General features: G+C 62.7%; 30 protein-coding genes and 1 tRNA gene. 2 read left to right on the forward strand and 29 right to left on the reverse strand.

The features are described 5' to 3' along the window. Positions 1 to 35: 35 nt before the first annotated feature. The gene (locus tag ABQJ48_RS23785; protein ID WP_367840456.1) at positions 36 to 245 is read right to left on the reverse strand and encodes a DUF1059 domain-containing protein; all 210 of its coding nucleotides are present in this window, start codon (positions 243 to 245) and stop codon (positions 36 to 38) included. 386 nt (positions 246 to 631) lie between these two features. On the opposite strand from ABQJ48_RS23785, the gene ABQJ48_RS23790 reads away from it, so the two are divergent. Beyond that, positions 632 to 1,918 carry a TIGR03862 family flavoprotein gene (locus ABQJ48_RS23790; protein ID WP_367840457.1) on the forward strand — a complete coding sequence of 429 codons (1,287 nt, stop codon included), beginning with the start codon at positions 632 to 634 and terminating at the stop codon, positions 1,916 to 1,918. 63 nt (positions 1,919 to 1,981) lie between these two features. On the opposite strand, the gene ABQJ48_RS23795 is transcribed toward ABQJ48_RS23790, so the two are convergent. The 8 genes from ABQJ48_RS23795 to ABQJ48_RS23830 form a co-directional block, all read right to left on the reverse strand. After that, positions 1,982 to 3,106, reverse strand: a complete 1,125-nt coding sequence (locus tag ABQJ48_RS23795) for a methyltransferase (RefSeq protein ID WP_367840458.1) — start codon at positions 3,104 to 3,106, stop codon at positions 1,982 to 1,984. 821 nt (positions 3,107 to 3,927) lie between these two features. Then, positions 3,928 to 4,003, reverse strand: a tRNA-Thr gene (locus tag ABQJ48_RS23800). Positions 4,004 to 4,022: 19 nt separating this feature from the next. After that, the gene (locus ABQJ48_RS23805; protein WP_367840459.1) at positions 4,023 to 4,535 is read right to left on the reverse strand and encodes a ClpXP protease specificity-enhancing factor; all 513 of its coding nucleotides are present in this window, start codon (positions 4,533 to 4,535) and stop codon (positions 4,023 to 4,025) included. Between the two features lie 63 nt (positions 4,536 to 4,598). Continuing rightward, positions 4,599 to 5,210: a glutathione S-transferase N-terminal domain-containing protein gene (locus ABQJ48_RS23810; protein WP_006052302.1), complete on the reverse strand. Its 612-nt coding sequence runs from the start codon at positions 5,208 to 5,210 to the stop codon at positions 4,599 to 4,601. A 95-nt stretch (positions 5,211 to 5,305) separates the two neighbouring features. Continuing rightward, the gene (locus ABQJ48_RS23815) at positions 5,306 to 6,061 is read right to left on the reverse strand and encodes a cytochrome c1 (RefSeq protein WP_367840460.1); all 756 of its coding nucleotides are present in this window, start codon (positions 6,059 to 6,061) and stop codon (positions 5,306 to 5,308) included. Between the two features lie 21 nt (positions 6,062 to 6,082). Further along, positions 6,083 to 7,462, reverse strand: a complete 1,380-nt coding sequence (locus ABQJ48_RS23820) for a cytochrome b (protein ID WP_367840461.1) — start codon at positions 7,460 to 7,462, stop codon at positions 6,083 to 6,085. Continuing rightward, complete coding sequence (gene petA, locus ABQJ48_RS23825; protein WP_367840462.1) at positions 7,462 to 8,082, reverse strand: ubiquinol-cytochrome c reductase iron-sulfur subunit; 621 nt, start codon at positions 8,080 to 8,082, stop codon at positions 7,462 to 7,464. Before petA ends, ABQJ48_RS23820 begins: the two co-directional genes overlap by 1 nt. 221 nt (positions 8,083 to 8,303) lie before the next feature. Then, entirely contained in the window at positions 8,304 to 9,050 is a 747-nt protein-coding gene (locus tag ABQJ48_RS23830; RefSeq protein WP_367840463.1) for a Nif3-like dinuclear metal center hexameric protein, read from the reverse strand. Between the two features lie 19 nt (positions 9,051 to 9,069). On the opposite strand from ABQJ48_RS23830, the gene ABQJ48_RS23835 reads away from it, so the two are divergent. After that, positions 9,070 to 10,287 (forward strand): Do family serine endopeptidase, encoded by a 1,218-nt coding sequence (locus ABQJ48_RS23835; protein WP_367840464.1) that lies wholly within the window; start codon positions 9,070 to 9,072, stop codon positions 10,285 to 10,287. A 128-nt stretch (positions 10,288 to 10,415) separates the two neighbouring features. Here ABQJ48_RS23835 and tatC read toward each other — a convergent pair whose 3' ends face one another. The 20 genes from tatC to ABQJ48_RS23935 all read right to left on the reverse strand — a co-directional run bounded on the left by tatC (position 10,416) and on the right by ABQJ48_RS23935 (position 25,133). Continuing rightward, positions 10,416 to 11,198 (reverse strand): twin-arginine translocase subunit TatC, encoded by a 783-nt coding sequence (tatC, locus tag ABQJ48_RS23840; RefSeq protein WP_367840465.1) that lies wholly within the window; start codon positions 11,196 to 11,198, stop codon positions 10,416 to 10,418. Positions 11,199 to 11,232: 34 nt separating this feature from the next. Then, positions 11,233 to 11,751, reverse strand: a complete 519-nt coding sequence (gene tatB, locus ABQJ48_RS23845) for a Sec-independent protein translocase protein TatB (RefSeq protein ID WP_367840466.1) — start codon at positions 11,749 to 11,751, stop codon at positions 11,233 to 11,235. 39 nt (positions 11,752 to 11,790) lie between these two features. Continuing rightward, a complete protein-coding gene (tatA, locus tag ABQJ48_RS23850) occupies positions 11,791 to 12,033 on the reverse strand; it encodes a Sec-independent protein translocase subunit TatA (protein WP_367840467.1) in 243 nt (80 codons plus the stop codon). 245 nt (positions 12,034 to 12,278) lie between these two features. Continuing rightward, entirely contained in the window at positions 12,279 to 12,644 is a 366-nt protein-coding gene (locus tag ABQJ48_RS23855) for a histidine triad nucleotide-binding protein (protein ID WP_367840468.1), read from the reverse strand. 83 nt (positions 12,645 to 12,727) lie between these two features. After that, positions 12,728 to 13,123: a DUF4870 family protein gene (locus tag ABQJ48_RS23860; protein WP_367840469.1), complete on the reverse strand. Its 396-nt coding sequence runs from the start codon at positions 13,121 to 13,123 to the stop codon at positions 12,728 to 12,730. Between the two features lie 70 nt (positions 13,124 to 13,193). Continuing rightward, complete coding sequence (locus ABQJ48_RS23865; RefSeq protein ID WP_367840470.1) at positions 13,194 to 13,589, reverse strand: phosphoribosyl-ATP diphosphatase; 396 nt, start codon at positions 13,587 to 13,589, stop codon at positions 13,194 to 13,196. Next, entirely contained in the window at positions 13,586 to 13,996 is a 411-nt protein-coding gene (gene hisI / locus ABQJ48_RS23870; protein ID WP_367840471.1) for a phosphoribosyl-AMP cyclohydrolase, read from the reverse strand. Before hisI ends, ABQJ48_RS23865 begins: the two co-directional genes overlap by 4 nt. 1 nt (position 13,997) lies before the next feature. Then, on the reverse strand, positions 13,998 to 14,771 hold the full coding sequence (gene hisF, locus ABQJ48_RS23875) for an imidazole glycerol phosphate synthase subunit HisF (protein ID WP_367840530.1): 774 nt from the start codon (positions 14,769 to 14,771) through the stop codon (positions 13,998 to 14,000). A 213-nt stretch (positions 14,772 to 14,984) separates the two neighbouring features. After that, positions 14,985 to 15,737 carry a 1-(5-phosphoribosyl)-5-[(5-phosphoribosylamino)methylideneamino]imidazole-4-carboxamide isomerase gene (hisA, locus tag ABQJ48_RS23880; protein WP_280996493.1) on the reverse strand — a complete coding sequence of 251 codons (753 nt, stop codon included), beginning with the start codon at positions 15,735 to 15,737 and terminating at the stop codon, positions 14,985 to 14,987. A gap of 214 nt (positions 15,738 to 15,951) precedes the next feature. Next, positions 15,952 to 16,593 carry an imidazole glycerol phosphate synthase subunit HisH gene (gene hisH, locus ABQJ48_RS23885; RefSeq protein ID WP_367840472.1) on the reverse strand — a complete coding sequence of 214 codons (642 nt, stop codon included), beginning with the start codon at positions 16,591 to 16,593 and terminating at the stop codon, positions 15,952 to 15,954. Positions 16,594 to 16,709: 116 nt separating this feature from the next. Beyond that, the gene (gene hisB, locus ABQJ48_RS23890; protein WP_367840473.1) at positions 16,710 to 17,297 is read right to left on the reverse strand and encodes an imidazoleglycerol-phosphate dehydratase HisB; all 588 of its coding nucleotides are present in this window, start codon (positions 17,295 to 17,297) and stop codon (positions 16,710 to 16,712) included. A gap of 60 nt (positions 17,298 to 17,357) precedes the next feature. Then, positions 17,358 to 18,428: a histidinol-phosphate transaminase gene (gene hisC, locus ABQJ48_RS23895; protein WP_367840474.1), complete on the reverse strand. Its 1,071-nt coding sequence runs from the start codon at positions 18,426 to 18,428 to the stop codon at positions 17,358 to 17,360. 195 nt (positions 18,429 to 18,623) lie between these two features. Then, the gene (gene hisD, locus ABQJ48_RS23900; protein WP_367840475.1) at positions 18,624 to 19,958 is read right to left on the reverse strand and encodes a histidinol dehydrogenase; all 1,335 of its coding nucleotides are present in this window, start codon (positions 19,956 to 19,958) and stop codon (positions 18,624 to 18,626) included. 52 nt (positions 19,959 to 20,010) lie between these two features. Then, a complete protein-coding gene (gene hisG, locus ABQJ48_RS23905) occupies positions 20,011 to 20,709 on the reverse strand; it encodes an ATP phosphoribosyltransferase (RefSeq protein ID WP_367840476.1) in 699 nt (232 codons plus the stop codon). Beyond that, positions 20,706 to 21,968 carry a UDP-N-acetylglucosamine 1-carboxyvinyltransferase gene (gene murA / locus ABQJ48_RS23910; protein WP_367840531.1) on the reverse strand — a complete coding sequence of 421 codons (1,263 nt, stop codon included), beginning with the start codon at positions 21,966 to 21,968 and terminating at the stop codon, positions 20,706 to 20,708. Before murA ends, hisG begins: the two co-directional genes overlap by 4 nt. Positions 21,969 to 22,079: 111 nt before the next feature. Beyond that, positions 22,080 to 22,319, reverse strand: coding sequence for a BolA family protein (locus ABQJ48_RS23915; protein WP_006052280.1), 240 nt, complete (start codon positions 22,317 to 22,319; stop codon positions 22,080 to 22,082). A 15-nt stretch (positions 22,320 to 22,334) separates the two neighbouring features. After that, positions 22,335 to 23,099: an ABC transporter permease gene (locus ABQJ48_RS23920; RefSeq protein ID WP_367840477.1), complete on the reverse strand. Its 765-nt coding sequence runs from the start codon at positions 23,097 to 23,099 to the stop codon at positions 22,335 to 22,337. Next, complete coding sequence (locus ABQJ48_RS23925; protein WP_367840478.1) at positions 23,096 to 24,028, reverse strand: ABC transporter ATP-binding protein; 933 nt, start codon at positions 24,026 to 24,028, stop codon at positions 23,096 to 23,098. The genes ABQJ48_RS23920 and ABQJ48_RS23925 overlap by 4 nt, the downstream gene beginning before the upstream one ends. Before the next feature lie 182 nt (positions 24,029 to 24,210). After that, positions 24,211 to 24,504, reverse strand: a complete 294-nt coding sequence (locus ABQJ48_RS23930) for an STAS domain-containing protein (RefSeq protein ID WP_367840479.1) — start codon at positions 24,502 to 24,504, stop codon at positions 24,211 to 24,213. Continuing rightward, positions 24,501 to 25,133 (reverse strand): MlaC/ttg2D family ABC transporter substrate-binding protein, encoded by a 633-nt coding sequence (locus ABQJ48_RS23935; RefSeq protein WP_367840480.1) that lies wholly within the window; start codon positions 25,131 to 25,133, stop codon positions 24,501 to 24,503. The genes ABQJ48_RS23930 and ABQJ48_RS23935 overlap by 4 nt, the downstream gene beginning before the upstream one ends. Positions 25,134 to 25,219 lie beyond the last annotated feature (86 nt).

The raw sequence follows: 25,219 nt of genomic DNA on the forward strand, positions 1-25,219 counted from the left end.
GCCGGCCGGCGCCGACCGTCACCCAGCACAGTCACTCACGCGCGCGGTGCTTCCACCGGCGGCGTGCCATCATGAAACAACGTCTTCAGTTGCGAACGCAGTTCGGGCGAATCCGCGTGGCTGTGGACAGCGACCGCGTGCTGCACGGCCGCTTCGAGCAATTCGCTCTCGCTGTCGGCGGATAGCGCGACGGTGCAATTCATTTCGCTTGGAAACTCGCGACAGTCGATGTACTTGCGGCTCATGGCAGGCTCCTCGATTCGGATGATCAAACCTTCATGCGGACAGCGCACCCGCGAACCGCGTCGCCGCCGTTGAGCACGGCGGCGATCGCAGGCACCGCCGAATCGGCGGCAAGCAGGCGGTGGACGGGTTCGACGCGGGGGATGACGCGGACGGTGTTCGGTGGAAGGCGCTCTGAAAGTATAGTTCGCCCACGTCAATAACAAAGAAGCGGCTGCGCCCGCGATCGGTGCGAAACCGCCGGGATCCCGCTTGTTTCGGCGATCTGCTTCGGACGCACGTTTGCCCTGCGCCGCGGGCGGTGTGAAAATAGCGCCCTTCGCCCGGCCCATCGTCATTCGATCTGGCCGGCGCGCCGCCTCCTCCTTCCGCTTATCCGCAGGCCCGCATGCCATCTTCATCTGACTCCGCCCGTGTCGCCGTAATAGGCGGCGGCCCCGCCGGCCTGATGGCGGCCGAGGCGCTCATCGGGCGCGGCTTGCAGGTCGATCTGTACGACTCGATGCCGTCTGTCGGCCGCAAGTTTCTGATGGCGGGCAAAGGCGGGATGAACATCACGCATTCGGAACCGATCGAGCCCTTTCTCGGCCGCTACGGCGACCGCCGCGTGAGGATCGCGCCACTGCTGGACGTGTTCGGACCCGACGCGCTGCGAGCCTGGTTGCAGGGGCTCGGTATCGAGACTTTCGTCGGCAGTTCCGGGCGCGTTTTCCCAACCGATATGAAAGCGGCGCCGATGCTGCGCGCGTGGCTGCATCGACTGCGGGAAGCAGGGGTGCGCTTTCATATGCGGCACAAGTGGACCGGTTGGGCGACGGATTCCGGCGCCGGCGGTCCCGCCGCGCACCATCTGCGTTTCACCACACCCGAAGGCGACCGCACGGTGCCCTGCGATGCTGTGGTGTTCGCGCTGGGCGGCGCAAGCTGGCCGCGCCTCGGCTCGGACGCTGCGTGGGTTCCGCTGATGACTGAGCGCGACGTGCCGGTGACGCCGCTGCTGCCCGCCAACTGCGGCTTCGATGTCGACTGGAGTCCGTATCTGCGCGAGCGTTTCGCGGGTCAACCGGTCAAGCCGGTAGCGATTTCGCTCATCGACGTAGACAAAAACGTCCACAATCGACAAGGTGAAATACTTCTGACCGAAACTGGCGTCGAGGGAAGCCTGATTTACGCGATGTCCGCAACGATCCGCGAACGCATTCTGGCCGACGGCGACGTGACGATCACGCTGGATCTGGCGCCAGGCTTGACGGCGGAGCGCGTGGTCGCGGAAGTCACCCGGCCGCGCGGCTCGCGCTCGATGTCGAGTCATCTGCACGGGCGCATCGGCATTGGCGGGGTAAAACTGGCGCTGCTGCACGAGATGCTGTCGCAGGAGGCCTTCGCCGATGCGCACCGCCTCGCGCACGCCATCAAGGCGCTGCCGGTGCGGCTCACGCGCGCGCGGCCTGTCGCGGAGGCGATCAGCACCGCCGGCGGCATCCCGTTCGAAACGCTCGACGCGCAATTGATGATCGAGCAGTTGCCCGGCATGTTCTGCGCGGGAGAGATGCTCGACTGGGAAGCGCCGACTGGAGGCTATTTGCTGACCGCCTGTTTCGCCAGCGGGCTGGTGGCCGGACGCGGCGCGGCTGCGTACCTCGAGGCGCGAAACAGGCGCGGCGCGTCGACCTGACGCGCCGCCGTAGGGCTTCCCGGCTGGCTTCCCGGCTCTACAGCGAATGCACTGTGTTGCCGCTCAGCGCGCCTTGAGGCGCCAGAGCGACGTGACCTCCGCCACCCGCGCCTTGTGGAGTGCGTCGGTCTCATCGGTCGATTTCGGATGGCGAGGGCGGATGTCCTCGCGCCCGACCACGGTCAGCCCGGCCTTTTCAATCCCCGCAAGCAGCCACTCGCGCGTGCGCAAGCCCAGATGCTCCGCGAAGTCCGACAGGATCAGCCACCCCTCGCCGCCCGGCGACAGATGCGCCGCGAGGCCATTCAAAAAACCGAGCAGCATGCGGCTTTCCGGATCGTAGACCGCATATTCGACCGGCGACGCCGGCCGTGCCGGCACCCACGGCGGATTGCAGACCACCAACGGGGCCCGCCCCTCTGGAAACAGGTCCGCCTGCACCACATCGACTTGCTGGTCGTATCCCAGACGCGCGAGGTTCTCCCGCGCACAGGCGAGTGCTCGCGGGTCATGGTCCGTGGCGAAGACCTTCTTGACGCCGCGTTTGGCCAGCAACGCGGACAACACGCCCGTGCCGGTGCCGATATCGAACGCCTTGTTCAGTGACGGCAGCGGCGTGCGCGCGACGAGATCGACATATTCCCCCCGCACCGGCGAAAACACGCCGTAGTGCGGGTGGATTCGCTCGCCGAGGGCCGGAATCTCGACACCCTTCTTGCGCCACTCATGCGCGCCGATCAGCCCGAGCAGTTCGCGCAGCGACACGACCGAGGCTTCGTCGCTCGACGGTCCGTAGGTTTCGAGACACGCCTGCCGCACGTCGGGCGCACGGCGCAGCGGAATACCGTAGGCGGCGTCAAGCGGAATCAGGATCATGCCGAGCGTGCGTGCGCGCTGCGACTGCGCCTGCCGATGCAGATTGAACACGTCGATCGGCGTTTCGCCCTGCTTGCGCGGTTTGCGCTCGAGCCGACGTGTGACCGCCTGCAGCAGCTGGCGAGCGTTCTGGAAGTCGCCGTTCCACAACAGTGCGGTGCCTTCGCAGGCGAGACGGTAGGCGGAGTCGGCGGTAGTGCGGTCGTCCGCGACGATCACGCGTTTGGGCGGCGGCACGGCCGCTTCGGAGCGCCAACGCGCGCTGCGGGGGCCGTCCGCTTCTGGCCAGGTAATGGTGGCAGGGCTGGTCATGGTGAAGTGGGATGGGTGTTGCGGGAGTGACGCGATGAGAATTCCGCATCGTCGGGGGCTTTGCCCGCCGGAGTACCTTGATAGCGATGCCGACTGACGCCCGAATAGTACCTCTGTCGTCAGCGTTGGCGGTGGGCTATTCACGGGCGGCGCGACTTTGCCCATGACGGGCACAGAGAATCTGGACAAAAAAGTCTACTATCGACAAGGTGAAAGAGATATGGCGATTTCACCCTGCTTGCGGGCTCACCGACGCTGCGGCTCTCGATGCCGCCGTAGCATTTCATTCGCCGCAGCGCCTTCGGACTGACAGTACCGAACCGTTGCGTGTTGTCACTGAGCCGTATATCACGAGGGCACGGTCCTCGGGCTATAAACAGGCTCGCGTTCGTCACCGAGAATATGCCAATTGAATAAATAACCTTATTCGTTTTGATTCCGCTCAACATTTCAGCGGTTTTCCTCAATCAGGAAATAGACAGTTCCAGATCTGCTCGGTATAGTTCGCAGCAGCAAACATACGAGCTGACCGAGAGAGCCTGAGAGATCAACAGCGGCGCGGCATGTCAGCGTGTACAGCGCCCACTCAAAACTAAATATTTAGTTGCGGACATTTCCTTGTCCGCAACTCGTTTTTGTCGACCACGATCTTCGTCAATGCGTCATTCGCATTAACTCGATATATCGTATCCTGTTCGCTCAATACCCTCGCGATTCTCTACGCCGCCCGATTCAAATAATCACGCCCGTATCTCAACGACTGACGGCGGCGCAATAAAAAACGGGGTTTCTGACTGAACAGAAACCCCGTTTCGTACTTCTGGTGCCGGCTGCAGGACTCGAACCCGCCACCTCATGATTACAAGTCAAGCGCTCTACCTGATGAGCTAAGCCGGCGTGAGGCCGTGATTCTACTTCATTTCACGATCTTAAGGCGAGCCCTTCCGCCACCTTTTGATCCATCGTCGTCGGGCTGCGAGCCGTCCGTCGCACTTTCGGCCTTCGCGGCAGCCGCATCAGCCTGCTGCGATGTCTCGACCGCACCGGGCGCCGCCGGCGTATTCGTCTCCTCGGCAAGTTCGGCATCCGCGCCCGAGTCTTGCGCTTCGCCGCCCGCCGACTCGACCGGGAACGCCATTCCCTGCCCGTTTTCGCGCGCGTAGATTGCAAGAATGTTGGCGACGGGCACTTCGATCTTGTGTGACTTGCCCGAAAAACGCGCGCTGAACTCGATCCATTCGTTGCCCATCTGCAACTGGCTGGTGGCCTCGAAGCTGATGTTCAGCACGATTTCGTTGTCGCGCACGAACTGGCGCGGCACCCGCGTCTGATTGTCGACCCGGACCGCGATATGCGGCGTGTAGCCGTTATCCGTGCACCACTCGTAAAGCGCACGCAACAGATAAGGCTTGGTGGAAATTTCTTGCATCAACAGTCCTTTTACGGGTGCGAGCCCGCCCACGCGTGCGGCGCCCGCACCCCAAAGCCAAACTCAACGACGCATCACCTTTTCCGACGGCGTTAGCGCTTCGATGTATGCCGGGCGGCTGAAAATGCGCTCGGCGTATTTCATCAGCGGTGCGGCGTTCTTCGACAGCTCGATGCCGTAGTGGTCAAGACGCCAAAGCAACGGCGCGATCGCGACGTCGAGCATCGAGAATTCCTCGCCGAGCATGTACTTGTTCTTCAGGAAAATCGGCGCGAGCTGCGTCAGGCGATCGCGGATCGCAAGGCGGGCCTTTTCGTGATTCTTCTCGGCGGCCTTGCCCTTTTCGTTTTCGAGCGTGCCTACGTGCACGAACAGTTCCTTCTCGAAGTTCAGCAGGAACAGCCGCGCGCGGGCGCGCTGCACGGGATCGGCCGGCATCAGTTGCGGATGCGGGAAGCGCTCGTCGATGTACTCGTTGATGATGTTCGATTCGTACAGAATCAGGTCCCGTTCGACGAGAATCGGCACTTGACCGTACGGATTCATCACGGCGATGTCTTCCGGCTTGTTGAACAGGTCGACGTCGCGGATTTCGAAGTCCATGCCCTTTTCGAACAACACCAGCCGGCAACGCTGGGAGAACGGGCAAGTTGTGCCGGAATACAGAACCATCATGTTTGCGTTTCCTCAAAAAGCTGAAGGGCCAGCGCGCGGAAAAACCGTTCAACAGGTTTTTCCTGGCGCCGGCCCCACGCCGGGTGACGGCGTGATTATTTGATATGTTTCCAGTACGCGGCGTTCAGTCGCCAGGCGAAAAAGCTCAGGATACCGAGGAACAGCAGCACCCACACGCCAAGCTGTTTGCGGGTTTTCTGCGTCGGCTCGGACATCCATGACAGGTACGACACAAGGTCGGCCACAGCAGAATCATAATCTACCGGTGACAGGGTTCCCGGAGTGAGCTGCTGGAAGCCGACAAATTTGTGTACCGTTTCGCCAGTTCTTTCGTCTGTTTCGTCACCGAATTTCGCGGCACGTTGCCCCTGAAGCTGCCACAGCACATGAGGCATGCTCACGTTCTCGAACACCAGGTTGTTCCAGCCGGTCGGCCGCGTATCGTCGCGATAAAAAGTGCGCAGGTACGTGTATAGCCAGTCCTTGCCCCGCGCCCGGGCTTCCACCGACAAATCCGGCGGCGACGCCCCGAACCACGCTTTCGCGTCGTCCGGGCGCATCGCGACGGTCATTGTGTTGCCGATTTTGTCGGTCGTGAACAGCAGGTTCGCCTGAATCTCGCTCGGCGTGATACCGAGGTCGGTCAGCCGGTTGTAGCGCATCAGGTTCGCGCTGTGGCAATTCAGGCAGTAGTTTACAAACAATTGCGCCCCGTGCTGCAAAGAAGCGAAATTGTCCGCGTTATCCGGCGCGCGGTCGAGGGGAAAACTCTCGTCCGCGAAAGCCGGGACGCTCAGCATCGCGAGCAGTGTGGCGCCGATCAGTGCGCACGTCGAAAGCAGTTTTTTCATTCCGTGTTCTCCTGGCCGCGATTAGTGAGGCTTGAACCGCACCCGTTCGGGCGGCTGCTTGAACGTGCCAAGCCGCGTCCAGAACGGCATACCGAGGAAAAACGCGAAGTAGATCAGCGCACATACCTGGGCAATCAGCGTCGACACAGGCGACGGCGGTTTCGTGCCGAGGAAGCCGAGCGTCAGGAAAGCGATCACGAAGATCCCGTAGAACACCTTGTGAAAAAACGGCCGGTAGCGGATCGACTTGACCGGCGAGCGGTCGAGCCAGGGCAGGAAGAACAGCGAGATGACCGCGCTGCCCATCACCACCACGCCCCAGAACTTCGATTCGGTGAACGCCATGGCCAGAATCACCAGCACCGCGAGCACCGGCAGGCCGAGCTTCCACTTGCCACGCGCGCGCACCAGCGCGAGCAGGCCGAGCAGCGCAAAGACGATCATCAGCACGATCTTGAACGGATCGGTAGTCGCGCGCAGCATCGCGTAGAACGCCGTGAAGTACCAGACCGGCGCGATTTCCGGCGGAGTCTGCAGCGAATTGGCGGGCACGAAGTTATTGGCTTCGAGGAAATAGCCGCCCATTTCCGGCGCGAAGAAAATGATTGCCGCGAAGATCAGCAGAAACACCGTCACGCCCATGAAGTCGTGCACCGAGTAATACGGGTGGAACGGGATGCCGTCGAGCGGAATGCCGTCCGGGGTCTTCTTCGCCTTGATCTCGATGCCGTCCGGGTTGTTCGATCCCACTTCATGCAGCGCGACGAGGTGCGCGATCACCAGCCCGATCAGCACCAGCGGAATCGCAATCACGTGAAAAGCGAAGAAGCGATTGAGCGTCACGTCGGAGACGACGTAGTCGCCGCGAATCCACAGCGACAGATCGGGTCCGATGAACGGAATCGCCGAGAACAGATTGACGATCACCTGAGCACCCCAGAACGACATCTGTCCCCACGGCAGCAGGTAGCCGAAGAACGCCTCAGCCATCAGCGAGAGGAAAATGAGGCAGCCGAAAATCCACACCAGTTCACGCGGCTTGCGATACGAGCCGTACATCAGCCCGCGGAACATATGCAGGTACACGACGACGAAAAACATCGACGCGCCGGTGGAGTGCATGTAACGGATCAGCCAGCCCCACGGCACCTCGCGCATGATGTACTCGACCGACGAAAACGCGAGCGTCGCATCGGGTTTGTAGTTCATGGTGAGGAAGATGCCGGTGACGATCTGATTGACCAGCACCAGCAGCGCGAGTGAACCGAAGAAGTACCAGAAATTGAAGTTTTTGGGCGCGTAGTACTCGGAAACGTGCTTCTTCCAGGTGGCCGTCATGGGGAAACGCCGATCGATCCAGCCGGCCAGCCCGGTCGTCTCTACTTCGTGGTCCATCGCCATTACGCTTCTCCTTTCTCGTCCTTCCCGATCACGAGGCCGGTGGCCGACGTGAACATGAAGCGCGGGATGTCGAGGTTCTGCGGCGCAGGTTTGTTCTTGAAGACGCGGCCGGCCATGTCGTAGGTCGAGCCGTGGCACGGGCATAGGAAGCCGCCTGACCAGTCGTCCGGAAGATTGGGCTGTGGGCCCTCCTGAAAGCGCGGCGTCGGCGTGCAGCCCAGATGGGTGCACACGCCGACGGCAACCAGCAGATGCTTGTTCTCGGCCCGGGAGCGGAATTCGTTGTTGCAATACTCCGGCAACGGCATCGAGAAGGGATTTTTGGTGTGGGGGTCGGCTACCAGGTTATCCGCTTTCTGGACGTCGGCGAGCATGCGGTCGGTGCGGTTGACGATCCACACCGGCTTGCCCCGCCAGGCGACGGTCATCATGTCGCCGGGCTTGAGATTGCTGAAATCGACTTCGACCGGGGCGCCTGCTGCCTTGGCCTTTTCGGATGGTGCAAACGAACTCACAAACGGTACGACAATGGCAACGCCTCCGATGCCACTTGCTACGGTCGTCGCTACCAGCCAGTTCCGGCGGCTGCCGTCGACGCGTTCATCTTCTTTGTCTCGCATCACATCGCCCCACTTCTGAGTTGGATTTTTCCTTCACGTCTCTTCTACCGCCGCTAGTTTGCGCGAATGGAGTCGCCATTTACAAGGGCCGATTGCCAAAAACCGTGCGAAGCCTTTGATAAGTCAGGGTTTCTCCGTACGGATCGCAAACTTTTTCGCCACTCCTTTTAAGTACTCTCTGCGTTATTCGTACCTTTTTCTTCCTTAATGGAATTCGCCCTTCAAACGGGGTTCGGGATATCGATAAACAGGTGTTCGATATCGAACTGCTCGGACAGATGTTTGCCCACCGCCTGCACGCCGAAGCGTTCCGTCGCGTGGTGCCCGGCCGCCAGAAACGCGACGCCGCTCTCCGCCGATGTATGCATCACCGACTCCGACACCTCGCCGGTGAGGTAGACGTCGGCGCCCGCGTCGATCGCCGCGTCGAACATGCCCTGCGCGGCGCCCGTGCACCAGGCGACGCGCCGCAGTTCACGCTCGGGGTCGCCGAACACGAGCGGCGTGCGGCCGAGCGTCTGTTCGATTTCGGCGGTGAAGTGGGCAAGCGTGATCGGCATCGCAAAGGTGGCGAGCCAGCCGAGATCGTTCTCGCCGAAACGCGCGTCGCTGATCCAGCCCATCTTCTCGCCGATCTGTGCGTTGTTACCGAGTTCCGGATGGTCGTCGAGCGGCAGGTGGTAGGCGAACAGATTCAGGTCGTTGCCGATCAGCAGTTTCAGGCGCGCATGTTTGCGGCCGGTGATCTGTGGCGCTTCATTGCGCCAGAAGTAGCCGTGATGGACCAGCACGGCGTCCGCGCCCCAGTCGAGCGCCGCCTGCAGAAAAGCCGCCGACGCGGTGACGCCCGTCGCGAGCCGGTTGATCCGGCGACGCCCTTCGACTTGCAGTCCATTGGGGCAATAGTCCTTGAAGCGCGCGGTTTCCAGAAGATTGTTCAAGTACAATTCAAGTTCGATCCGATCCATATAATCCTCTAGTCTTCAGATGCTTAGACGCTTCTGGCTGTTCTTTGCTCAAGCGGTGACTGTACTGTTGGCGCTGATGTTCATCATTGCGACCCTCAAACCGCAGTGGCTCCAGCGTCAAGGGCAATTCGGCAAGCAACTCGCCGAACCGATCGTCGCCTTGCGGGAAGTGGCGCCAGGCATCGGCGGGGGACCGGCACAGACGTCGTATGCGGACGCTGCGCAAAAGGCCATGCCCGCGGTCGTCAACGTGTTTTCCAGCAAGGATGGCTCACTGCCGCCCGATCCGCGCGCGAAAGATCCGCTGTTTCGCTACTTCTTCGGCGACAGGAACAATCGCAAGCAACAGGAGCAACCGGCATCCAACCTGGGCTCCGGGGTGATCGTGAGTTCGGAAGGTTACATTCTAACGAACCAGCACGTCGTCGACGGCGCCGACCAGATCGAAATCGCTTTGGCCGACGGCCGCACCACCAATGCGAAGGTGATCGGCATCGATCCCGAAACGGATCTGGCCGTGCTGAAGGTCAACATGACCAACCTGCCCACTATCACGCTCGGTCGCATGGACCAGACGCGCGTGGGCGACATCGTGCTGGCGATCGGCAATCCGTTCGGCGTCGGGGAGACGGTGACCATGGGCATCGTCAGTGCGCTCGGGCGCAATCACCTCGGCATCAATACCTTCGAAAACTTCATCCAGACCGACGCCGCGATCAACCCCGGCAATTCGGGCGGTGCGCTGGTCGACGTGAACGGCAATCTGCTCGGTATCAACACCGCGATCTATTCGCGCTCGGGCGGCTCGCTCGGCATCGGCTTTGCGATCCCCGTGTCGACTGCGCGCAGCGTGCTGGAGAGCATCATCACGACCGGTTCGGTCACGCGCGGCTGGATCGGCGTCGAACCGCAGGACGTGACGCCGGAGATCGCCGAGTCGTTCGGGCTCGACCAGAAGTCGGGGGCGATCGTGGCCGGCGTGCTGAAGAACGGGCCTGCCGACCGGGCAGGCGTCAAGCCGGGCGACATCCTGACGAACGTGAACGGCCAGGAGATCACCGACACAACGCGCCTGTTGAACGTCATCGCACAGATCAAGCCGGGCACCGCAGCCAAGGTGCATCTGGTGCGCAAAGGGCGCGCGATCGATCTGGAGGTGACCATCGGCAAGCGCCCGCCGCCGCCCAAGCAACCGGACGCCGAGAACGGCGATCAGCCGGACGATGAAGGCGGTTGACGCAAGCAAGGTGAAACCACTCTGCGGGCCATAGCGGCCAACGAAGCCGGGTCGAAACGAAAAGGGCAGTCCACGATGGACTGCCCTTTTGGTTTGCCTGCTGGATCGCGCAAAGCGCCGGGCACCTGTCAAGTCGACGGGGGACTCGCATCCTCGATTACCGCCGGGCGCTTGCCGACGAAGAGCCGCGCCGCGATGATCCCAGCTTCGTACAGCACGATCAGCGGAATGGCCAAGATCAGTTGCGAGAACACATCGGGCGGCGTCACCACAGCCGAAATCACGAACGCCCCGACGATCACATACGGACGAATCTCCTTCAACTTCTTGATGGTCAGCACGTTCATGCGCACCAGCAGCACGACGACGATCGGCACTTCGAACGTCACGCCGAACGCAATGAACATGGTCAGCACGAAGCTCAGGTAATTGTCGATGTCGGTGGTCATTTCCGCGCCGAGTGGCGCGTTGTAATGCGCCATCACGCGAAAGATAGTGGGGAACACCACGAAATACGCGAACGCCATGCCGCACAGGAACAGCGTATAACTGCTCGCCACCAGCGGCCCGACCAGCTTCTTCTCGTGCTGATAAAGCCCCGGCGCCACGAACGCCCAGATCTGGTACAGCACGACCGGCAGCGCGATCACGAAAGCGACCAGCATTGTCACCTTCATCGGCACGAAGAACGAGCCGGTGACATCGGTAACGATCATCTTGCCGTCCTTCGGCAGGTTCTGCATCAGCGGCCGCGCCAACAGCCGGAAAATATCCGGCGCCCAATAAACGAGGCCGATGAACACCACGATGACGGCGAGACCCGCGCGGATGATGCGGTCGCGCAGTTCAACAAGGTGGGAAATGAAGGTCTCTTCGGTGCCTTCGTCCTGGGTTTGCTGGGGGTCGCTCACACCGGCCTTCGGTTAGGAATTGTCGTTGTTGTCATCAGAAGAAGCGCGTCGGACGACGCATCGTGGCAGGCGTGTGCCGCGCGACGCGCGCGGCCCCCGACTGCACGCGCGTACGACGCGTGGTTGCACGCTTGTACCAGGCGGGCATGGCGCTCTGCTTGACGCGCCAGTTCTTGCGCCTGGGCGCCGCGGCGGGCGTGCTGCCGGGCCACGACGAATTGCCGACGTCTTCTAGCGCGCCACCGGCAACGCTCGGCGACACCGAGCTGCCGCTGTTCCACGCGTCGTTCAGTTCGCTTTCGTGCTTGCGCAGATTGTTCTGAACGGCGGTTTCGACATGGCTCGCCGCCGTCTCGAACTCCGACTTCATGCGACGCAACTCGTCGAGTTCGATTTCGCGCGTGACTTCGGACTTCACGTCGTTGATATAGCGCTGCGCGCGGCCGAACAGCGCGCCAGCCGTGCGGGCGACGCGTGGCAAGCGCTCAGGTCCGAGTACGACCAGCGCGACGACGCCGATCAGCGCCATCTTGGTTAGACCGAGGTCCAGCATGAAGTGGAATGTCCGTCAGTAACGCGGCTAAGCCGCGGCTTAGCGGTAATCGCCTGAACGCGGCGCCTTTTCCTTCGCTTCCACATCCACTGCGCCGTTGCGCGGCAGTTCGCGCTGCTGCTGTGTGTCGCCAGCCGGCGTTTCGGCTTCCTTCACGCCTTCCTTGAACCCTTTCACCGCGCCACCCAGGTCAGCCCCGATGTTGCGCAGCTTCTTGGTGCCGAACACGAGTGCGACGATCAACAACACGATCAACCAATGCCAAATGCTTAATGAACCCATGACTACTCTCCTTAACCCCGACACCGCACTGCGATGCGGTAAATTTAATGCGCCTGGCGACGTGACGCGAAGCGTTGGTGCTTCACGGTTACGATGCCGCCGGCTGTTCCGATTTGGCCGGTGGCGCACCCACCGGACCATTGTGGTCCCACAACCGCGTCGGCATTACGACAAGGCCGCAAAAACGACGGCCGAGCTATTGTCTCCGACCAAAAGTCGCGGGTAATTCGCGCCCCTTTTTTGTGTCAGCCCATTCGCTGCCAAGGGCGGGGTCCCGCCAGAATGTGCGCGTGCAGGTGATACACCTCCTGACCGCCGCCCGGACCGGTATTGATTACCGTGCGAAAGCCCGTTTCCCCGCCGGCGTAGGCCACACCGAGCTGATCGGCGAGACGCGCCACCAAAACCAGCATTCTACCAAGTAGCGGCGTATCGCTTTCAGTGCAGTTCGACAGAGTGGGGATATGCCTGCGCGGAATCACGAGCACATGCGTTTCAGCCGCCGGACGAATGTCGCGGAAAGCGACAAACTCTTCGTCTTCGTGGACCTTGGTAGATGGGATCTCGCCGGCGGCGATTTTGCAGAAAAGGCAGTTCGGGTCGTGACTCATCGTATTCCTGACGCGGTATGACTGGAGCGCAAAGCGTGGCACGGCGAGCTTCGAGCCCGAGTCGACGACCGGGCCGGCATGACTCAGACCCAGCCACGCGGATTTGCAAGCGGCTTGTTATCGTACAGATACAGCCAGCCCTTGATAATACGGTACAACATCCAGATGCTGACGGCCCACAGGACCGGAATGCCGATCACCACGAACAACAGCACGCCACCGATCGCATAGCCGAGCAGACAAAGCCAGAAAGAACGGATCTGCCACTCGAAGTGAGCTTCGTACGGCGTGCCGGCGACATCCGCACGCTTCACGTAGTTGATGATGATCGCGATGAGGATCGTCAGGCCGCCTGTCACCCAGTGGACCGCGTACAGCGCGTACAGCACGTGGGTGAGCGTACGCAGGCTGCGTTCGCGTTCGGGCTCCAGGGCGTTGCGATAAACCGGTGGCGGATAGCTCTCGTGCGACTGTTCCATGCTTGCGTCCTCCGGAAGGTGCGCTCCCTGCAATATGGGCGCGGATGTGCGGGACTTCAAGCAGGGTCGCTCAATCGCCGTTCTGTTCGCGCTCGCGACTCTTGCGCAGCGCCTTCTCTTCGATACCGGAGAGGCCTTCCCGGCGCTCCAGTTCGGCGAGCACATCGGCCGGGCCGAGATCGAAGTGCGACAACATCACGAGGCAGTGAAACCACAGGTCGGCGACCTCGCCGACCAGCGCCTTCGGCGCGCCGCCGTGACGCGCGTCCTTGGCGGCCAGCACCACCTCGGTGGCTTCTTCGCCGATCTTCTTTAGCACCGCGTCGTCGCCCTTGTGAAACAGGCGCGACACGTAGGAGATATCCGGATCGCCGCCCTTGCGGCTGTCGATGATCGCCGCGAGGCGCAGCAAGGTGTCAGCGGTGGACGCGGGGTTGGACGACGTGCTTTGCGTGGATTGCGTCATTTGTAGATGTGTTCGGGGTCTTTCAGGACGGGATCGACGGCGAGCCACTCGCCCTCGTCCACCGAGCCTTCGAATTTCTGGAAAAAGCACGAGTGGCGGCCGGTGTGGCACGCGATGCCCGAGACCTGCTCCACCTTGAGCAGCACGACGTCTTCGTCGCAATCGAGCCGCACTTCGTGTACGCGTTGAACATGGCCGGACTCTTCGCCCTTGAACCACAGGCGCTGGCGCGAGCGCGAGAAGTACACTGCGCGGCCGGTCTCGACGGTCTTCGCCAATGCTTCACGGTTCATCCACGCGAACATCAGCACGTCGTTGGTCGACGCTTCCTGCGCGATCGCCGGCACGAGGCCGTTCGCGTCCCACTTGACCTTGTCGAGCCAATTCACTGCCGAGGAATTCGCCACGTCACAACCTCACCGAAATACCTTGATCGGCCATGAAGCGCTTGGCCTCGCCCACGGTGTGCTCGCCGTAGTGGAAGATGCTCGCGGCCAGCACCGCGTCGGCGTGGCCGCTCCGGATGCCGTCGGCCAGATGCTGCAGGCTGCCCACGCCGCCCGACGCGATCACCGGGATCGGCACCGCGTCCGACACCGCGCGCGTGAGCGCCAGGTCGAAGCCGCTTTTGGTGCCGTCGCGGTCCATGCTGGTCAGGAGGATTTCGCCGGCGCCGAGCTCGGCCATCTTGCGCGCCCACTCAACCGCTTCCAGCCCGGTGGCCTTACGGCCGCCGTGCGTGAAGACCTCCCAGCGTGGCGGCTTACCGTCTGCGGAAACGCGTTTGGCGTCGATCGCGACGACGATGCACTGCGAGCCGTATTTGTCCGTCGCGTCTTTCACGAGTTGCGGATTGGCGACCGCCGACGAGTTCATGCTGATCTTGTCCGCGCCGGCATTCAGCAGGCGCCGCACGTCTTCGACGGCGCGCACCCCGCCGCCCACCGTCAGCGGAATGAACACCTGTGAGGCGACCGCTTCGATGATCGGCAGGATCAGGTCGCGCTGGTCGGAGGTGGCGGTGATGTCGAGGAACGTCAGTTCGTCGGCGCCCTGCTCGTCATAGCGGCGGGCGATTTCGACCGGATCGCCCGCATCGCGCAGTTCGACGAAATTGACGCCCTTGACCACGCGTCCAGCCGTGACGTCGAGACAGGGGATGATGCGTTTAGCTAGAGCCATGATCTTGCAATTCTGCCAATACCGCTGATGAGGCCGCGTGCGCGTGGCAGGCGGCACAGTCCAGCGCGATGAGCCGGGCCGCGGGTGGGGCCGCGGGTGGGTCGCGAATGAGTCGCGGCTTTGCGCTCGGCGCGCTGTCGTAATGGAGCCTGCGCCCGCCGCGCCGCACAATCCAGCCATTGCGGCGCGAGGCGCGAGTCTTCATGCAATAACTTAAGCGTCGTCCGATTCCCGCAAGCGGTCGGCCAGCGTCTGGGCCGCGGTGAAGTCGAGATCGCCCGAATAGATCGCCCGGCCGCAGATCACGCCTTCAATGCCTTCGTCTTCGACCTCGCACAGCGACTCGATGTCGGTGAGGTTCGACAGACCGCCGCTCGCGATCACCGGAATCTTGACCGCACGGGCCAGGCGCACCGTCGCTTCGATGTTGATGCCTTGCAGCATGCCGTCGCGGCCGATATCGGTGTAGATAATCGATTCGCAGCCGTAGTCTTCGAATTTGCGCGCGAGATCGGCCACTTCGTGACCGGTCAGCTTGCTCCAGCCGTCGGTGGCGACCTTGCCGTCTTTCGCATCCAGCCCGACGATGATGTGGCCGCCGAACGCCGTGCAGGCATCCTGCAGAAAGCCCGGATTCTTCACCGCCGCCGTGCCGATGATCACGTACGACAGCCCGTCGTCCAGATAGCGCTCGATCGTGTTCAGGTCGCGGATACCGCCGCCCAGTTGCACGGGGATCTCGCCGCCCACTTCCTCGATGATGGCCCGGATCGCGTCTTCGTTCTTCGGCTTGCCGGCGAACGCGCCATTCAGATCGACGAGGTGCAGACGGCGGGCACCACGGTCGACCCAATGTCGGGCCATCGCCGCCGGTTCCTCGGAAAATATTGTCGCCTGGTCCATATCGCCTTGTTTGAGGCGTACACACTGACCGTCTTTCAGGTCGATGGCGGGGATCAGCAGCATAGCAATCGGGTGTTGTCTGGGAAGGGGTTGAAGGTCGGCGGCAGCGGCTGGCGAGCCAGTGCGCCAAAACGCCGTTTCGCTAGTTTAGTACAACTCTTTCGACGCCCTTGCCGAGCGCCGTGGGGGAGCGAAATCGCAGTGCTGCTATCGCGGCGCGCGGCAAGCGCTCCGTTCATGGCGGAATAACGCGCGACAAGGGGACGAAAAAAGGCGCTCACGGGTTCCAGTGCACGAAATTGCGATACACGCGCAGTCCGGCTTCGGCGCTCTTTTCTGGGTGGAATTGGGTGGCGAAGATGTTATCCCGCGCCACCGCCGAGGTAAAGGCAACACCGTACACCGTTTCGCCAGCCGTGTGGACGGCATGGTCCGGCTGCACGTAATAGCTGTGCACAAAGTAGAAAAACGCGTGGTCCGCGACACCGTCCCACAGCGGATGCGCCTGCGCCTGACGCACACGGTTCCAGCCCATTTGCGGGACCTTGAAGCGCGAGCCGTCGTCCTGCACCCGGCCTTCCAGGTCAAAGCGCAGCACCTTGCCGGGCAGCAGGCCCAAACCCGGCGTATCGCCCTCGGCGCTCCAGTCGAACAGCATCTGCTCGCCCACGCACACGCCCATTAGCGGCTTGCTGCGCGAGGCCTCGATCACCGCTTCCTGCAGGCCGGACTCGCCGAGACTGCGCATACAGTCGGGCATTGCACCCTGGCCGGGCAGCACCACGCGGTCCGCCGCGCGTATCGCCTCGGGGCGGTCGACGATCGCCACCTCCGCTTCCGGCGCGGCCCTGCGCAATGCCTGGGCAACCGAACGCAGGTTGCCCATTCCATAATCCACAATCGCTATCGAAGTTTTCATTTCAGGTTTGGCGGCGACGCCGTCAAGTCATCGACGGTGATAACCAGCGCCGCACGACGGTTGACGGGCGCGGTTCCGGTCGATGAGTCGTCTAGCGTTGAACGGCCTGGTCCGGTTTAGAGGCTGCCCTTGGTCGAGGGGATCTGTCCGGCCGCGCGTTCGTCCATTTCAGTGGCCATGCGCAAGGCACGGCCGAATGCCTTGAACACCGTTTCCATCTGATGGTGGGCATTCAGGCCGCGCAGGTTGTCGATGTGCAGCGTGACGCCGGCATGATTGACGAAGCCGCGAAAAAACTCGATGGACAGATCGACGTCGAACGTGCCGATCCGCGCGCGCGTAAACGGCACGTGAAACTCGAGGCCCGGCCGGCCGGAAAAATCGATCACGACACGCGACAGTGCTTCGTCGAGCGGCACATAGGAATGGCCGTACCGGCGGATGCCCTTACGGTCGCCGATCGCCTTCGCGACAGCCTGGCCCAGCGTGATGCCGGTGTCTTCGACCGTGTGGTGGTCGTCGATATGCAAGTCGCCATGAGCTTCAATGTCGAGGTCAAACAAGCCATGCCGTGCGATCTGGTCGAGCATGTGGTCCAGAAACGGCACGCCGGTGGCGAGCTTCTGCTGACCGGTGCCGTCCAGATTGATCTTCACACGGATCTGCGTTTCGCTGGTGTTGCGAACGACTTCCGCAAGGCGCATGGTATTCCTCGGATCTAGCCAGAAAGCGATAGTAAGTGTTGGGGGGAAACGGCAGGCCGCTCAGTGCAGCACGAGTTTCAGTCCGGCGAGCAACTGGGCGTTTTCTTCGGGCGAACCGACGGTCAAACGCACGCAATTAGCCAGCAATGGATGCATTTTACTCACGTTTTTGATGAGAACCCGCGCTGTGAGCAGGGTTTCGAACAGGACGGATGCGTCGGGCACGCGAACCAGCAGGAAGTTGCCGGCGCTCGGGAACACCTCGGCGCCCGGCAGCGCGGCCACGGCGCGCGCGAGTTTCGTGCGTTCCTCGCGCAGTTGCGCGGCCTGTGCGTCGAGTACGTCGACGTGGTCGAGCAGGAAATCGGCGGCGGCCTGCGTGAGCACATTGGTGTTGTACGGCGGCCGCACCTTGTCGAACTCGGTCAGCCACGCCGGTTTGCCGACCAGGTAGCCGAGGCGGATACCCGCCAGGCCCAGCTTGGACACGGTGCGCATCACGACCACGTTGTCGAACGCATCGGCGCGCGGCAGCCAGCTTTGCTGCGCGAACGGCTGATACGCCTCGTCGATCACCACGAGGCTCTTGTTGGCCGCGGCGATGATGCGCTCCATGGCCGCCTCGTCGAACAGCGTGCCGGTGGGGTTGTTTGGATACGCGAGGTAGATGATCGCCGGTTCATGCTCGGCGATCGCCGCGAGCACAGCGTCTGCGTCGAGCGTGAAATCGGCGTTCAGCGGCACGCCGATGAATTCGAGATTCGCCAGCGTCGCCGACATCTGATACATCACGAAACCCGGCACCGGTGCAAGCACCTTGGCGCCCGGCTTCGCGCATGCGACCGACAACAGGCTGATGATTTCATCGGAGCCGTTGCCGAGCAGCACCTCGCAGCCGGCCGGCACGCCCATCACGCGCTTGATCTTTTCGATCAGCGCGTGCGGGCGCGGTGCCGGGTAGCGGTTCAGCGCGACGCCGGCCAGATGCTCGCCGAGCTGCGCGGCGAGTGCGGGCGGTAGCGGAAACGGGTTTTCCATCGCGTCGAGCTTGATGTAGCCCGTGGCGTCCGGAACCGGATAGCTCGTCATCGCGAGCACGTCGCGGCGGATGATCTCTTGAGGTGTCGTCATAGCGCTTTGGAGCGGGCCGCGAGGAAGATGCCGGCCGGGCATCGGCGGCGCACGGGGCCGCCCTGGTTGGTTTGTATTGTCTCGGTGAACGCGAACCTGAAGGGTCGTGCGCGCAATCCATCGCAGAAGTTCACAGGCGCCGGCGGCGCTGCCGCCTGCTTCTCTTTCGCGTCAGGTGCGTCGCGCCCGCGGCTTCTAGCTGCGATCGTTGCCGTGTTGCCGCATCCGGTATTCCGCGCTGCGCGCATGCGCCTGCAGGCCTTCGCCATACGCGAGTTCGGCGGCGATTTCGCCTAGCGTCTGTGCACCCTCGGCGCTGACTTCGATCAGGCTGGAGCGCTTGAAGAAATCGTAGACGCCCAGCGGCGACGAGAACCGTGCGGTACGAGACGTTGGCAGCACATGATTCGGTCCCGCGCAGTAATCGCCGAGACTCTCGCTGGTATAGCGGCCAAGAAAGATCGCGCCGGCGTGTCGAATCAACTGGCCCCACTGATGCGGCTCCAGCGCGGAGATTTCGAGGTGTTCCGGCGCAATGTCGTTGGCGATCGCGCAGGCTTCCGCCATGTCGCGCACCTTGATGAGCGCGCCGCGGCCTTCGAGCGACGCGCGGATCACATTCTGGCGCGGCATGCCCGGCAGCAATTCGTTGATCGCGTCGTGCACGCGGGCGATGAACGCGTCGTCCGGGCACAGCAGGATGGATTGCGCGAGCTCGTCGTGCTCGGCTTGCGAGAACAGGTCCATCGCGACCCAGCGCGGGTCGGTGGTGCCGTCGCACAGCACGAGGATCTCCGACGGTCCCGCGATCATGTCGATGCCGACCGTGCCGAACACGCGGCGCTTGGCCGACGCGACATACGCGTTGCCGGGGCCGCAGATCTTGTCGACTGCCGGCACGGTTTGCGTGCCGTAGGCCAGTGCGCCCACCGCCTGCGCGCCGCCGATCGTGAACACGCGATCCACGCCGCCCAGCAGCGCGGCCGCGAGCACCAGCGGATTCTTCACGCCATCCGGCGTGGGCACGACCATGACGATTTCCCGCACGCCGGCCACGCGCGCCGGAATCGCGTTCATCAGCACCGACGACGGGTACGCTGCCTTGCCGCCCGGCACGTAAATACCCGCGCGATCGAGCGGCGTGACCTTCTGACCGAGCACCGTGCCGTCCGCTTCGGTGTACTGCCAGCTATGGCTGCCGCACTCGATCTTCTGCTTTTCGTGGTAGCCGCGCACGCGCGCCGCCGCCGCTTCGAGCGAAGCACGGCGCTTGGGCTCCAGGCCTTCCAGTGCCGCTTCGAGTTCGGTCATCGGCAATTCGAGCGCCGCGACGCTTTTCGCGTCGAGCCGGTCGAAGCGGTTCGTGTACTCGAGCACCGCCGCGTCGCCGCGCGCCTTCACGTCGCTCAGAATCTGCGCGACCGAGCGCTCGATTGCTTCGTCTTCGCTCGCCTCGAACGCGAGCACCGCATGCAGCGACTTCTGGAACTCGGCAGCGGTGGAATCGAGCTTGCGAATCTTGATAGACATACGTTATCCGTTTCGGTAAGGCGCGCTTTGCAGCATGGTCGCGCTGACGCCGTCAGGCCGCCGCGGAGTCGGTTTTCGACGCGCGTTCGAACGCGTCGAGAATCGGCCGCAACGCGGCGCGCTTGAGCTTCAGCGCTGCCTGGTTCACAACGAGGCGCGACGAAATCTGCATGATCTCCTCCACCTCGACCAGACTGTTGGCGCGCAAGGTATTGCCCGAACTCACCAGGTCGACGATCGCATCGGCCAGACCCACCAGCGGCGCCAGTTCCATCGAACCGTACAGCTTGATCAGGTCGACGTGCACGCCTTTGGCGGCAAAGTGCTCACGTGCGGTTTCGACGTACTTGGTCGCCACGCGCAAACGGGCGCCCTGACGCACGGCGTTCGCATAATCGAAACCTGCCGCGACCGCAACCGACATCCGGCAACGCGCAATATCCAGATCGACCGGCTGATACAGACCGCTGCCGCCATGCTCGAGCAGCACGTCCTTGCCCGCCACGCCGAAGTCCGCCGCGCCGTATTCGACATAGGTCGGCACGTCGGTGGCGCGCACGACGATCACGCGCAGGTTGGCGTCGGTGGTCGGCAGGATCAGCTTGCGCGAGGTTTCCGGATCTTCGGCCACTTCGATGCCGGCTGCCGCGAGCAGCGGCAGCGTTTCTTCGAAGATACGCCCTTTCGACAAAGCCAGCGTGAGCGGCGCGCTCACCCCCGGCGACGTCGACGTTTGCGGCATCGAACTCATGCGTGGCTCCCGGACACGCGGCGCACCTTCGCGCCGATCGCGTTGAGCTTGGTCTCCATCCGGTCGTAGCCGCGATCCAGGTGATAGATGCGGTCGATCAGCGTCTCGCCTTCCGCGCGCAGTGCAGCGATCACGAGACTGGCGGACGCGCGCAGATCCGTGGCCATCACCATCGCGCCGGACAGCTTGTCGACGCCGCTCACGAGCGCGGTGTTGCCGTCGATCGTGATGCTGGCGCCCAGGCGGTTCAGTTCCTGCACGTGCATGAAGCGGTTCTCGAAGATCGTTTCAACGACCTGCGAGGTGCCTTGCGCGATCGAGTTCAGCGCCATGAACTGCGCCTGCATGTCGGTCGGAAACGCGGGGTATTCGGATGTGCGGAACGTGACGGCACTCGGACGCCGGTCCATGCGCACGCGCATCCAGTCGTCGCCCTCTTCGATCGTGACGCCGGCTTCGCGCAGCTTTTCGGTCACCGCTTCGAGAATCAGCGGACGCACCTTGCGCAAAGTCACGTCGCCGCCCGCCGCCGCCACGGCGCACAGGAACGTGCCCGCCTCGATGCGATCCGGAATCACCGTATGCCTGGCGCCATGCAGCTTGTCGACGCCCTGGATCACCAGCCGATCCGTGCCGATGCCTTCGATCTGCGCGCCCATCGCCACCAGCAGATGCGCGAGGTCGCCCACTTCGGGTTCGCGTGCCGCGTTCTCGATGACCGTTTCCCCTTCGGCCAGCACTGCGGCCATCAACAGGTTCTCGGTGCCCGTCACGGTGATCATGTCGGTGACGATGCGCGCGCCCTTCAGGCGCTTCGCGCGCGCTTCGATGAAGCCGTGCTCGATCGTGATCTCGGCGCCCATTGCCTGCAGGCCTTTGATGTGCTGATCGACCGGGCGCGCGCCGATTGCGCAACCACCCGGCAGCGACACGCGCGCATGACCGAAGCGCGCGACGAGCGGGCCGAGCACCAGGATCGACGCGCGCATGGTCTTGACCATTTCGTACGGCGCGACGACGTTGTCGACCTTCGACGCGTCCAGTGCCACGCGCCCTTCGCTGCTCTCGATACGCACGCCCATCTGGCCGAGCAGCTTCAGCATGGTGCGCACGTCCTGCAGGTCGGGCACGTTTTCCAGATGCACGGACTCCGCGCTGAGCAGAGCCGCGCACAGGATCGGCAACGCCGCGTTCTTCGCGCCCGAGACGACGACTTCACCCGACAGCGGGTAGCCACCTTCAATGACGAGTTTATCCATGCCTGTCAGTTCCTGATTGACCCGGACTTCGGCCGGGGCTGCGTTGACCGTATTCGACGCGCCGCTACCGGTGTCGCGTCCTTCTTGAGTAATTCGCACAAAATTTCCAGATTACGCGTTCTGCCATTCGGCGGGCGTCAGCGTCTTCATGCTGAGCGCGTGGATTTCTTCACGCATGCGGTCGCCGAGCGCCGCATACACGAGTTGATGCCGCTGGATCAGACGCTTGCCTTCGAAGCTCGGCGAAACGATGGTCGCAAAGAAATGCTGGCCGTCGCCTTCGACTTCGAGATGCTGGCAAGCGAGCCCAGCCGCAATGTATTGCTTGACCTGTTCGGGAGTCGGCAACATGAGAGAAGCTCCTGATCAGTGGCGCAGTTTGTAGCCGGACGCGAGCATGCGCATCGCCACCACAGCCAGCACCACGAAGAAACCGGCGACGATCGCGAGGCTCGCGAGCGGATTGATATCCGACATCCCGAAGAAACCGTAGCGAAAGCCGTCGATCATGTAGAAAAAGGGATTGAGCCGCGACACTTCGCGCCACACCGGTGGCAGCGTGTGCGTCGAGTAGAACACGCCTGAGAGGAACGTGAGCGGCATAATCAGAAAGTTTTGAAACGCGGCCAGCTGATCGAACTTTTCGGCCCAGATGCCAGCGATCAAGCCGAGCGTGCCGAGAATCGCCGCGCCGAAAATGGCGAAGCCAATGATGTAGAGCGGCGCGCTGAAGCTGACCGGCACGAACCAGATGGTCACGATGAAAACGCCGAAGCCGACCGCCAGTCCGCGTGCTACGGCGGCGAGCACATACGCGCCGAACATCTCGTAGTGCGATAGCGGCGGCAGCAGCACGAACACCAGGTTGCCGGTGATTTTCGACTGAATCAGCGACGACGAACTGTTGGCGAACGCGTTCTGCAACACGCTCATCATCACGAGGCCAGGAATCAGGAAGCTCGTATATTCGACCCCCGGATAGACCTGCACATGACCGCGCAGCGCATGGCCGAAGATAGTCAGATAAAGCAGCGCGGTGATGACCGGCGCAAGCACGGTCTGAAACGCCACCTTCCAGAAGCGCAGCAGTTCCTTGTAAAACAGCGTGGTAAAGCCACTGTAGCCGCTCATGCAAGTCCCTCGATCACTTCCGGACCGTTCATCACCTGAACGAACACATCTTCGAGGTCGGCCTTGCGGACCTCGATTTCTTCGAACGTACATCCCGCCGCGCGGCACTGCGCGAGAATGCGCTCGACATCGTCGTAGCTCGACAGGCGCAGTAGATGCTGGCGGCCGTTAGCATTGCCCGCGCCGCCCTCGGCTTCCAGCGAACGCAGTTCCACGGGCAGCACGCCCTGCGCGAAGCGCACGAACAGCTGCATGCCGGCAAAGCGTTGCAACAGCGCGCTCGTGCGATCCAGCGCGACGACTTCGCCACGCCGCAACATCGCGATGCGATCGCACAGCGACTCGGCTTCTTCCAGATAGTGCGTGGTCAGCACGATGGTGTGGCCTTCGCGATTCAGGCGCGAGATGAACTTCCACAGCGTTTGACGCAGCTCGACGTCGACGCCCGCGGTCGGCTCGTCGAGCACGATCACCGGCGGCCGGTGCACCAGCGCTTGCGCAACGAGCACGCGGCGCTTCATGCCGCCCGATAGCGCGCGCATGTTGGCGTCGGCTTTGTCGGTCAGGTCGAGATTGGCCATGATCTCGTCGATCCACGCGTCGTTGTTGCGCAGCCCGTAGTAGCCGGACTGGATGCGCAAGGTTTCGCGCACGGTGAAGAACGGATCGAACACGAGTTCTTGCGGCACTACGCCGAGCGCCCGGCGCGCATTGCGGAAGTCGTCCACGACGTCGTGGCCGCGCACCGCGATGCTGCCTTCATCGGCGCGAGCGAGGCCCGCGAGAATGCTGATGAGCGTGGTCTTGCCCGCGCCGTTCGGACCGAGCAGTCCGAAGAACTCGCCTTCTTCGACCGTGAGGCTGACGCCCTTGAGCGCCTGCAAGTCCTTGTAGCGCTTCTTGACGTTACGAATTTCTATGGCTGACATGACTGTGGGCCGCGTGCGTCACGGCGCCTGGAGGAGCCCGTAAAAGGCGCGCAAATGCTGGAAAGGAACGAAATTGGGGCGGCTTAGCCGCCGCAAAAAACGTTTGATTATAGGGCAAAAAGCGGATGCCCCGGCCGGGGCCGGGTGCTTGGGAGCGACGCGCTTACCTGATCGGTGCGGCGTCAGTGTCGCGCCGACAGAAGAGTATCGACGCCGTAGGCTTGCGCGAGGCTGGCGAGGTCAGGCGGCAGATTGGAAATTGCGAGCCCGACGCCGCGAGCGTGGGCGGCACGCTTCCACGCGAGCAGCACGGCTAGCGCAGACGAGTCGAATTGCACGAGCGGTGAGCAGTCCACGCCGTCCGCGCCCGCCGCGATGCGTTGCAAACCCGCCGCGAGCGCGGCTGTCGCGCTCGCATGGGTGAGTGTCGCGCCGCTTTCGAAACGGTGGGCGACCGGAGTCAGCACTTCGCTCACGACTGTTTGCCCGCGGCGAGTTGCTGGTTACGCTGCGTGAGGAACTGGATCAGTCCGTCCACGCCCTTTTGCTGGATCTGCTCGTTGAACTGCTGCTGATAGGCCTGAATCAGCCATGCGCCGAGCACGTTGATGTCATACACACGCCAGCCTTGCGGCGTCTTGTACAAACGGTAGTCGAGTTCGATCGGCGAGCCGTTGTTCAGCACGACCGAGCGCACGACGGCGTCGGTGTCGTCGGGATTCATGCGGAACGGCTTGTACTGGATCTGCTGGTCCCGCACCTGCGCGAGCGCGCCAGAGTACGTGCGAATCAGCAGCATCTTGAACTGCTCGACCACCTCGTTCTGCTGCTCGGGCGTGGCGGTGCGCCAGTTGCGGCCCATCGCCAGTTGCGTCGTCCGGCGGAAATCCGTGTACGGCAAGATCTTTTCGTTGACCAGACGGGTGATGTGCGCGATGTCGCCTTGCTGAATGGATTTATCGGCGTGGATCGCGTCGATCACCTGCTGGGTGATGGTCTTGACCATGGCGTCCGGCGCACTGGTGTCGACGGTTTGCGCCGATGCACCCACGCTGGCAAACGAGAACAACGCGGCGAACAGCGGAATCAGGAAAAATTTTTTCATATCGAACCTAGCCTCAAAGATAGTGCAAGCGTTTGAGCGGACCTTAACACGTGAGTTCGACGGCATCCATGCGCAAACTGCCAGAG

It is taken from the genome of Paraburkholderia suaedae (assembly GCF_040812055.1).
In the GTDB taxonomy this organism is placed as follows: Bacteria; Pseudomonadota; Gammaproteobacteria; order Burkholderiales; family Burkholderiaceae; genus Paraburkholderia.